The 9,009-nt window shown below is 59.9% G+C and carries 8 protein-coding genes; 4 read left to right on the top strand and 4 right to left on the bottom strand.

Features of this window, described 5'->3' with window-relative positions; genetic code table 11:
• Nucleotides 1–374 (top strand): carboxymuconolactone decarboxylase family protein (locus Y708_RS26275; RefSeq protein WP_035776833.1); only part of this gene is annotated, 374 nt, incomplete at its 5' end.
• Here Y708_RS26275 and Y708_RS0118690 read toward each other — a convergent pair.
• From Y708_RS0118690 to Y708_RS0118680, 3 genes are read right to left on the bottom strand one after another with little or no spacing between them, the layout of a single operon-like run.
• Nucleotides 350–1,600 carry an NAD(P)/FAD-dependent oxidoreductase gene (locus Y708_RS0118690; RefSeq protein WP_028281108.1) on the bottom strand — a complete coding sequence of 417 codons (1,251 nt, stop codon included), beginning with the start codon at nt 1,598–1,600 and terminating at the stop codon, nt 350–352. The genes Y708_RS26275 and Y708_RS0118690 overlap by 25 nt on opposite strands.
• The gene (locus tag Y708_RS0118685) at nt 1,597–4,389 is read right to left on the bottom strand and encodes an aconitate hydratase (protein WP_028281107.1); all 2,793 of its coding nucleotides are present in this window, start codon (nt 4,387–4,389) and stop codon (nt 1,597–1,599) included. Before Y708_RS0118685 ends, Y708_RS0118690 begins: the two co-directional genes overlap by 4 nt.
• 26 nt (nt 4,390–4,415) lie before the next feature.
• A complete protein-coding gene (locus tag Y708_RS0118680; protein ID WP_155853943.1) occupies nt 4,416–6,074 on the bottom strand; it encodes a molybdopterin-dependent oxidoreductase in 1,659 nt (552 codons plus the stop codon).
• Nucleotides 6,075–6,449: 375 nt separating this feature from the next.
• Between Y708_RS0118680 and Y708_RS0118675 the strand changes: the two genes are divergently transcribed.
• On the top strand, nt 6,450–7,265 hold the full coding sequence (locus Y708_RS0118675) for an isocitrate lyase/PEP mutase family protein (protein ID WP_035776832.1): 816 nt from the start codon (nt 6,450–6,452) through the stop codon (nt 7,263–7,265).
• Nucleotides 7,266–7,443: 178 nt separating this feature from the next.
• Here Y708_RS0118675 and Y708_RS0118670 read toward each other — a convergent pair whose 3' ends face one another.
• Nucleotides 7,444–8,196 carry a Crp/Fnr family transcriptional regulator gene (locus Y708_RS0118670; protein WP_028281104.1) on the bottom strand — a complete coding sequence of 251 codons (753 nt, stop codon included), beginning with the start codon at nt 8,194–8,196 and terminating at the stop codon, nt 7,444–7,446.
• Between the two features lie 280 nt (nt 8,197–8,476).
• Between Y708_RS0118670 and Y708_RS0118665 the strand changes: the two genes are divergently transcribed.
• Both Y708_RS0118665 and Y708_RS28675 read left to right on the top strand, forming a co-directional pair.
• Nucleotides 8,477–8,806 (top strand): hypothetical protein, encoded by a 330-nt coding sequence (locus Y708_RS0118665; protein ID WP_155853942.1) that lies wholly within the window; start codon nt 8,477–8,479, stop codon nt 8,804–8,806.
• Nucleotides 8,748–9,009, top strand: a 262-nt coding sequence (locus tag Y708_RS28675; protein WP_162150499.1) for a transposase, incomplete at its 3' end; no start/stop codon positions are given. The genes Y708_RS0118665 and Y708_RS28675, both read left to right, overlap by 59 nt.

Here is a 9,009-nt window from a genome sequence, read left to right as displayed (position 1 = left end):
CCGCAGCGGCGGGTCTCGATCAACGGCTGATCGAACTCATCAGGATCAGGGCCTCGCAAATCAACGGCTGCAGCTTCTGCCTGCGGATGCACACCCGTGATTCACTCAACAACGACGAATCAACCGACCGGCTGGCGGTGTTACCAGCCTGGCGGGAGAGCGGTTATTTCTCCGGGCAGGAGCGTGCCGCCCTGGAGCTGACGGAATCGCTGACCAGGGTCAGCGACGGGCAGGTCCCCGATGAACTGTATGACCGGAGCGAGCAGGTTTTGGATGTCGGACAGGTTTCGGCGGTAGCGTGGCTGGTCACCGTCATTAACGCCTTCAATAGGGTGGCGATTTTCTCTCGCTACCCGGTAGGACCGTCGGCGTAAACGCCCGACAGTGGGGCGCCGGGATCGGCCAGTTTCACCGGGTCGACCGGTTTTTTTGAAGCTACCAACGCGTGGATTTGTTCAGTCACATCCCAGATATTGACGTTCATACCGGCCAGGGTGACGCCGTTCCTCAGCCAAAAAGCGAGAAACTCCCGCTTGTCCACGTTTCCACGCACGACAACCTCGTCGTAGTCGCCGGGCCCGGCGTGACCGTAGTACTCCATTCCTACGTCGTACTGATCGGTGAAGAAGTACGGCAGGCGGCCATAAGCGGCGTCGATTCCGAGCATCGACTTGGCGGCCACCGCTGGCTGGTGCAGTGCGTTGGCCCAATGCCCGACCCGCAGATGCCTGCCCAGGAGTGGATGGTGCGCGTTGGCCACGTCCCCGGCCGCAAAAATGTGTGGATCAGAGGTGCGCAGATGTTCGTCGACGATGATCCCGTCATCCACGGCGAGCCCGGCATCCGCCGCGAGGTCAGTATTGGGGGTGGTGCCGACGCCGGCGACCACCACATCCGCCTCAATCCAGGTACCGTCTACGAGCCGGACGCCGGTGACCTTCCGTCCCTGGCCGGTGACTTCGGCGATCTGCACGCCGCAGCGTAAGCCGACTCCATGATCGCGGTGCAGATCAGCGAACACCTGCGCCATTTCCCGCCCCAGCACCCGTAGCAGCGGCAACTCCTCGCGCTCCAGCACCGTGACGGCCGCGCCGGCTGCCCGTGCGGCAGCAGCCACTTCCAGGCCGATCCAGCCGCCGCCGACGACGACCACCTGGTGGGCCGACTGGAGAATGAACCTGAGCTGCTGTGAGTCCTCGACCCGGCGAAGGTAATATTCGCGGTGTGGATCGGCGCCCGGAACAGGCAGCAACCGTGCGGAGGCGCCGGTGGCGATCAATAGCTTGTCGTAGCGGACCGGCTCCGTTCGTGCCAGGTTCACCAGGCGGTTTTGGGTGTCAATGCCGGTGACACGGGTGGAAAGCCGCAACTCCACGCCGTGATCTGCGTACCACGGCTCTGGGTGGACGTAAATTTTCTCCTTTTCCGAGGCGCCCATCAGGTAGTCCTTGGAGAGGTCGGGGCGTTCGTAGGGCCTCTCGGGTTCCTGCCCGATCAGGATGATGCGCCCTTCGAATCCTTCCTGCCGCAACGCCTCGGCGCCCTTCGCACCGGCCAAACCAGCACCGACGATGACCATTGGCTCGTGTTGTACCGTCATGCGGCGAGCAGTTGGCGCAGGACGTAGGGCAGAATCCCGCCATGGACGAAGTACGCCTCCTCGGCTGGAGTATCGATGCGCAGCGTAGCGGTTATATTCCGGGTGCCGCTTTCACTGTCGATACGGACGGTGACTTCACGCGGCAGTGGATCCTGGCCTTCAAGCCCCGTGATCGAGTAGATTTCCTCGCCTGTCAGGCCCAGGGACCCTGCTGTTTCCCCGCCCTGGAACTGCAAGGGGAGTACGCCCATGCCGATGAGGTTCGAGCGGTGGATCCTTTCAAAGGAGGTGGCGAGCACGGCTTTGACGCCCAAAAGCGATGTGCCTTTAGCAGCCCAGTCCCGCGAGGACCCGGAACCGTAATCGGAACCAGCGAGAATGATCAGCGGCACCTCTTCGGCCGCATACGATGTTGAAGCCTCGAAAATGGTCTGCTGTTCACCACCGGGCCAGTGGCGAGTGACTCCACCCTCGACCCCTGGTACCAGCTGGTTACGGAGCCGGACGTTCGCAAACGTACCGCGGATCATCACGTGATGATTGCCGCGCCGTGAGCCGTAGGAGTTGAAATCTTTCGGCGCTACGCCTTGTTCGATCAGGTATTGACCGGCGGGGGAGTCCTGTTTGATGGTGCCGGCGGGGGAAATGTGGTCGGTTGTCACCGAGTCACCTAGCAGCGCCAGGACCCGTGCCCCGGTAATGTCCTGCACTGGCTCCGGTACCGGGCCGAGGCCGTCAAAGTACGGCGGCCGCTGCACATAGGTGGATTCCTCATCCCAGGCGAACCTGTCGCCTTCGGGAATGTGCATGCCCCGCCAGTTCTCGTCCCCGGAATAGACGTCGGCATAGCCTTCGGTAAACATTTTTGCTTCTAGGTTTTCGTCCACCACGGCTTTGATTTCCGCCGTACTGGGCCAAATATCGCGCAGGTAGACCGGGGTGCCGTCCTGATCCTCTCCCAGCGGGTCGTTGAGCAGGTCGGTGTGCATGGTGCCGGCAAGAGCATAGGCAATCACCAGCGGCGGGGAGGCAAGGAAATTCATCTTCACCTCGGAGTGGATCCGGCCTTCGAAATTCCGGTTGCCGGATAGCACCGAGGCAACTGTCAGATCATTGTCTGCGACTGCGGCGCTGACGGCCGGAATCAGCGGCCCGGAGTTGCCGATACAGGTGGTGCAGCCATAACCGACCAGATCAAAGCCGAGCTTTTCCAGGTAGGGAGTGAGCCCGGACCGGTTGTAGTAGTCGGTTACCACACGCGAGCCCGGCGCGAGGGTGGTCTTCACCCACGGTTTGCTGCTCAGCCCCCGTTCAACTGCCTTTTTGGCCAGCAGCGCCGCACCGATCATCACGGTGGGGTTGGACGTATTGGTACAGGAGGTGATTGCTGCGATGACCACATCGCCATGGTCAAGGCTGGATGTGTTTCCCTCCAGCACCACTGCAGCAGGATTGGACGGCCACTTGAAGGTCTTGCCGTCGTCCACGTACTGACGGGGTGGGTCGTCCTGCGGAATCCGACCACTGATGGAAATGGGATCGCTGGCCGGGAATGAATCCGCGTCGGCGTCATCGAGACCGCCCTGGATCGCATCCTCCTGTGATTCTCCGGCCAGCAGCCCACGGACGGCACGCTGGGCGACTGCCAGCGGAATCCGGTCCTGGGGCCGTTTCGGGCCGGCAATGGAGGGTTTCACGGTGGCTAGGTCGAGTTCCACGATCTGGCTGTAGTCCGGCACCTGATCCGGGTCGTGCCACAGCCCCTGCTCCCTGGCATAGGCTTCCACCAGTTTGATCTGGTGCTCGTCCCGCCCGGTCAGGCGCAGATAACTCAGCGTCTCGTCATCAATGGGGAAAATCGAGCCCGTTGAGCCGTATTCCGGGCTCATATTGCCCAGCGTCGCCCGGGTTGCAAGCGGGACATTGGCTACGCCGGGACCAAAGAAATCAACGAATTTGCCTACTACTCTGATCCGGCGCAGCAGCTCGGCGACGGTGAGTACCAGGTCCGTCGCAGTAGTGCCCTCGGGTAGTTCTCCGGTGAGTTTGAGGCCGACCACCTGGGGAATCAGCATGCTCATCGGCTGGCCGAGCATGGCAGCTTCGGCTTCGATGCCGCCGACCCCCCAACCCAGCACCCCGAGACCATTGACCATCGGCGTGTGTGAGTCGGTGCCCACCAGAGTGTCCGGGTAGGCCTGGGTTCCGTCGGGTCCCTCCCGGGTAAAGACCACGCGGGACAGGTATTCGAGGTTGACCTGGTGGCAGATGCCGGTATCGGGCGGCACGACCAGGAAGTCGTTGAAGGATTGCTGCGCCCAGCGTAGCAGCTGGTAGCGCTCCTGGTTGCGCTCGAATTCAAGTTCAGCGTTGATCCCGAAAGCATCCGGCCGAGCAAAGACATCGGCGATAACGGAGTGGTCGATGACCAGTTCCGCGGGAATGAGCGGATTGATTTTCTTCGGATCTCCGCCGAGTTCGGTCATGGCATCACGCATGGCCACAAGGTCGACAACACACGGCACACCGGTGAAGTCCTGCATCAGTACCCGGGCCGGAGTGTACTGGATCTCGGTATTGGTCTCAGCCTGCGGATTCCAGTTCCCGAGGGCTCTGATCTGCTCGGCCGTGACCAGCCTGCCGTCTTCATTGCGCAGCAGATTTTCCAGCAGCACCTTCAGGCTGTAGGGCAGCCGGTCGGAGCCCTTTATGCTATCGAGCCGATATATTTCATAAGAACTGCTGTCTACGGTCAGTTGATCACGGGCACCGAAGCTATTCGACGTCATGATGGCCCTCTCTTGAAGCAGATACTTTAGATGGATTGCCGGTAGCCAAAGAATTCGTGGTCATTGTTGTAGCCGCCCTCACCGCCGCCGATCTCGGAGAAGTCTTCAACGAATTCAATGCCTTTGATCCATTTGACGAGTTTAAAACCGAGCTGGACTTCGTTGCGCAACCGCAGCGGGGCACCGTGTCCGTAGGACAGGGCTTCACCGTTCATGTCGTAGGCGAGCATGGTCAGGTGATAGCTCATTTGTTCAATGGGCTGGGCATCGTAATAGATGCCAGAATCGGATCCTTCGGCGAGAGAGTAGAAAATCACCCATTTGGCTTCCGGCTTCGGTTTGACCACATCGACGATGGTCTGCATCGAAACGCCGCCCCATTTGGCGACACCGGACCAGCCCTGGATACAGAAATGCTGGGTAATCTGCTCGTGGTGGGGCATCTCCCGCAATTGCCGCAAATCCAGGTGCACCGGGTTTTCGACCAGGCCGGAGACCCGGAGGCGGTAGTCGGCAAAGTTATTATCGTAAAGGTCCCTATATTCCTGGGTCTCCGGGTATTTGCCGTTGTGCCACAGATAAGGGGAAATGTCCTTCTCCGTGTACTGGCCGGGTTTTGAATCGATGTGCTCGAACAACCTTTGCACCGGGCCGATGAGGGCATAGCCAATGCGCTGAACGAGGCGGGGGTGGCGGTTGGTGAAAGGGGTGACCGCGACCCAGAGAGCAATCATGACCGTCAGGGACGCGGCGAAGATCCAGAACCCGTACCAGCTGTCTGCGCTGTCCCGGCTTGCGTACATCATGTTGAAGTTGCTAAGCGCGCCTGTTGTGACGACCAGTGTTATGTGCATCACGATGAACAGCAGGAACCAGATCAACACCAGGAAATGCAGTGAACGGGCGAACTGGATGCTGAAGACGGTGCTGATCCACTTAAATTTAGTAGATAGAGCCGGTGACATGCCGAGGCCGGTGATGAAGGCCAGTGGGGCTGCGACGAAGACCGTGATGAAATAGGCGATGACCTGCAGGCTGTTGTAAGCCACCCAGGCATCATCAGTGGGCCAGTCCAGGGAAAGGTATTGAATCGCCACTGAGACCGCGCTGGGTACCACGTCCCAGCTTGTGGGAATTAGCCGCAGCCAGTGGCCGGTTGCGAATACCAGGATGTAAAAGATGAGCCCGTTGAGCAGCCACAATGTATTGATACCCAGATGCCACCATCTGGCCAATCCGATCGAATGGCGCCTGCTGGGCAGCCCGACACCGTTAGGTAGTGTGATGGAGTCCTGCTTCGCCGTATACAACGGATCGGAGGGCACTGGTTTCTGCATGCGGAACCATTCCCTGCCGGGTGTGGAATGCCTGCTCCAGTAGAGCCGGGGATGATCGGCGAGGATACTAAGGCCGGAACGGATGATGGGAATCATCAGCAGCCCGTTGAAAAAGTGCTGCCACCCCACCCACGCAGGTAAACCACCGTTCACCTCCGCGCCCGCCGGAACCACCGTTCCGGGGTATCGCTCCACGAACTGGGCAATCACCGGAATGTCACGCAGACCCTTGGCCACCGCTATACCGATGACGAGCAAAACAAACCCGATAGGTATCAGCCACAGAAGGTTGAACCACTTACTGTGACCAAAGCGAATCCTCGGCGGGACACCATTTTGAGCCGGCATGGACCCTGCCCAGGTCCCATCGACGACGTCGTGTTTTCTCTGATCTAATTCTTCCCGAAAACTAGCCAGCGATTCAGGATTGATATTGGAAGTTGCAGGGGCCGGCAGTTCATCTGAGGTAGGTCTGCCATCTATTGCCATGTTGCTCCTTCGCCGATGCCCCGGGCTGCTATCCCGATCTTTCAGGATTGATAGCTTTCACAATCTACGCGCCCATATGCTGCTGGAACATGATCTGAATCATACTTGATCAATATATAGCGTCGCCAGGGCGGCATGCGTGTGCGGGCAACGGATCACTGGCCTGCCTGGCGTCCTGCCTGACCTCGAATGGACCCCAATGTGCAGCCTGTGACGCAGATGTAGTCTAATAAAATGGCGCCCATAGACCTAGCTGCCCGGTTTTTCGCTCTTCATCACGGTCGTACACCTTTGCTTCTCGCCAATGCCTGGAGTATCGGTTCGGCGCGGCTATTCGCCTCAATGGGGTTCCGAGCACTTGCCACAACCAGCAGTGGACATGCCGCGTCCTTGGGCCGTCTCGATGGTCAGCTGACGCGCGACGAGGCCCTCGAGCACGTGGCGGAGCTCGTGAAAGCGACGGATCTACCCGTCAATGCCGACTTGGAGAGTGGATTCGCCGATGATCCCACTGGCGTGGCTGAAACGTTCAAGCTTGCGGCACGGACGGGCTTGGCGGGCGCGTCGATTGAGGACTTTACCGGGGACGCGGGCTCTCCCATCTACGGACTCGACCTCGCCGCTGAGCGGGTGCGCGCCGCCGCTGAAGCTTTTCACCGGGGGCCGGCGCCGCTCGTACTGACCGGCCGTGCCGAGAACTTCCTCCACGGCCGGCCCGATTTGGCCGACACGATCCGCCGCCTTCAGGCCTACCAGGAGGCTGGCGCAGATGTACTTTATGCGCCCGGTCTCACCCGGTTAGAGGACATCCGATCCGTGGTGGCGTCGGTGGACCGCCCAGTCAACGTGCTCGCGATGGCGGGCATACCGGACGTCTCAGAGTTAAGCTCCGTCGGCGTCAGCCGGATATCGGTTGGTGGCGCATTCGCGTTTGCGGCCTTCGGAGCAGCATTCGATGCCGCGCGGGAGCTACTCGAACAGGGAACCTACGGCTATACCTCCCGTTCTACCGTCGGTAGAAAAATTACCTTTACCAGGTTCGGTGCCTGATTCCCACGCCGTACACCTCGGCGAATGCAAGTGTTGCTGCCTGAAGCCTTTAATCCGGCGCAAGCAAAACCCCGTAACCGGGTGCCCCAAACCCCGCAGGCCCTCAAACTGCCGGCGGGGTCAGGCCTGGGACGGGCATACCCCAAGTGGTCTGGACGTGTTCGCCGTGTCATGAAAATCATCCCTGGGCTACCGCTTCCAGCCGCGGGCGGTCAAGAATGGCTGTCCAGCGTCGCCCGGTGTCGACAATGCCGTCTTCACGAAGCCGGCTTATCACCCTGCTGACCGTTTCGGGAGTCATTCCCGTCATGGCAGCCAGATCGGCACGTGTCAGGGGAAACTCCAAACCGATTGTTTCACCCTTTGGATCGCCAAGCTTGTCAGCCAAGGTCAGGAGGGCGGCAGCGATGCGTTGCTGGACGTTGTCGGCGGACAGACGCCGGATTGTTTGCTGGGCCTGTTCAAAGCGATGAAGAACCTCATCCAGGACAGTCAGTGCCAGACGCGGATGTCGGTCCATGACATCTCTAAAAACACTGGCTGATATCTCCAAGGCACACGAGACGGCCATGGCTTCGGCGCTGTCCGCATATGTTGGCTCTCCCAAAATCCCCAGTGTCCCGAAACTCTCGCCCGGTCCGAGAATGTTCGTCACGACATCCTGACCGTGAGCAGAGGGCCGATGCAGCTTCGCGGTGCCAGAGGCCAGAACGAACAGACTGGTCGCATTTTCACCGAAACGGTAAATCAACTCCCCGGCATGGTAGCCGTGCGCCTGCATCCTCGGCTCAATATCAATGATTTCCGTCGTGGTCAGCGCTGCGAACAGGGGCATGCGTTCCAGTGCTTCAAGACGCACCGGGCGGGGACAAACGTGCGGTGCAGCAGAGCGTTCCGTCAGAGGGATCCGGCGTCGTTCCTGCACTGTCATCCATTCATGAAAATTTTTTCGCTGCCGAACGTCATGGACCCGGCAGATCCCGAAGGCAACTGATCCGTTAATCCCGCGCACGGATCTTGTGTATGAAGTCTAGTCAATCCCTGCCCGAATTTACCCGGGAACGGGTATAGGATGATGCGGATCGTGGAACCTTACGACGCCTCCTCCGGATCGCTGCTCCGCGGGTGGGCTCCTTTAGGCGTGCAAACGGCGACACATGCCGGCGCTGGCGCAGCAGGGGGAACGAATGAGTGCTCAAGCACCCCCATCAATGACAATGTTTCCAGGCCGGACGTTGAATCTCGTTCTTGCCACGGTGGCATCCGTTGTTGGTTTCTGGGCCTGGACGGTCATAGCACCCATGGGTGCGCTCTATACACAGCAGCTCGAGCTCAATTCCGCGCAGACCTCCTTTCTCGTGGCCATGCCCATCCTCGTGGGAGCACTCGGCCGGATAATTGTGGGCTCACTTACCGACCGCTATGGCGGACGCGTCATGTTCACGCTAGTGGGTGAACGGTTAGCTCAGGTAGGGTTTATTCATGGCCAAGCCAGATTTTCCGCGGACGATATTGGATTTCCAGGCCAGATTCGGCGATGAGCAGGCGTGTCTGGACTATCTGTTCCAGTGCCGGTGGCCTGAGGGTTTCGTCTGTCCGCGGTGTGGCGGCACAACGGCGTGGCCGATAGCAGCACGACGACTATGGCAGTGCGGTGGCTGCGCCTATCAGGTGTCTCTGACGGCCGGTACAGTCCTGCACAAGACCCATACCGCGCTGCATTTGTGGTTCTGGGCTGCTTACC

The sequence above is a fragment of the Arthrobacter sp. H5 genome (genome assembly GCF_000520595.1).
Classification (GTDB): domain Bacteria; phylum Actinomycetota; class Actinomycetes; order Actinomycetales; family Micrococcaceae; genus Arthrobacter_D.
This window is presented reverse-complemented; position numbering and strand designations above follow the sequence as displayed.

Coding starts and splice junctions, on each gene's coding strand:
- Y708_RS0118665 (WP_155853942.1), top strand. CDS start 8,477: ATGACAATGTTTCCAGGCCGGACGTTGAATCTCGTTCTTGCCACGGTG.
- Y708_RS0118685 (WP_028281107.1), bottom strand. CDS start 4,389: ATGACGTCGAATAGCTTCGGTGCCCGTGATCAACTGACCGTAGACAGC.
- Y708_RS0118675 (WP_035776832.1), top strand. CDS start 6,450: ATGGCGCCCATAGACCTAGCTGCCCGGTTTTTCGCTCTTCATCACGGT.
- Y708_RS0118690 (WP_028281108.1), bottom strand. CDS start 1,600: ATGACGGTACAACACGAGCCAATGGTCATCGTCGGTGCTGGTTTGGCC.
- Y708_RS0118680 (WP_155853943.1), bottom strand. CDS start 6,074: ATGCCGGCTCAAAATGGTGTCCCGCCGAGGATTCGCTTTGGTCACAGT.
- Y708_RS0118670 (WP_028281104.1), bottom strand. CDS start 8,196: ATGACAGTGCAGGAACGACGCCGGATCCCTCTGACGGAACGCTCTGCT.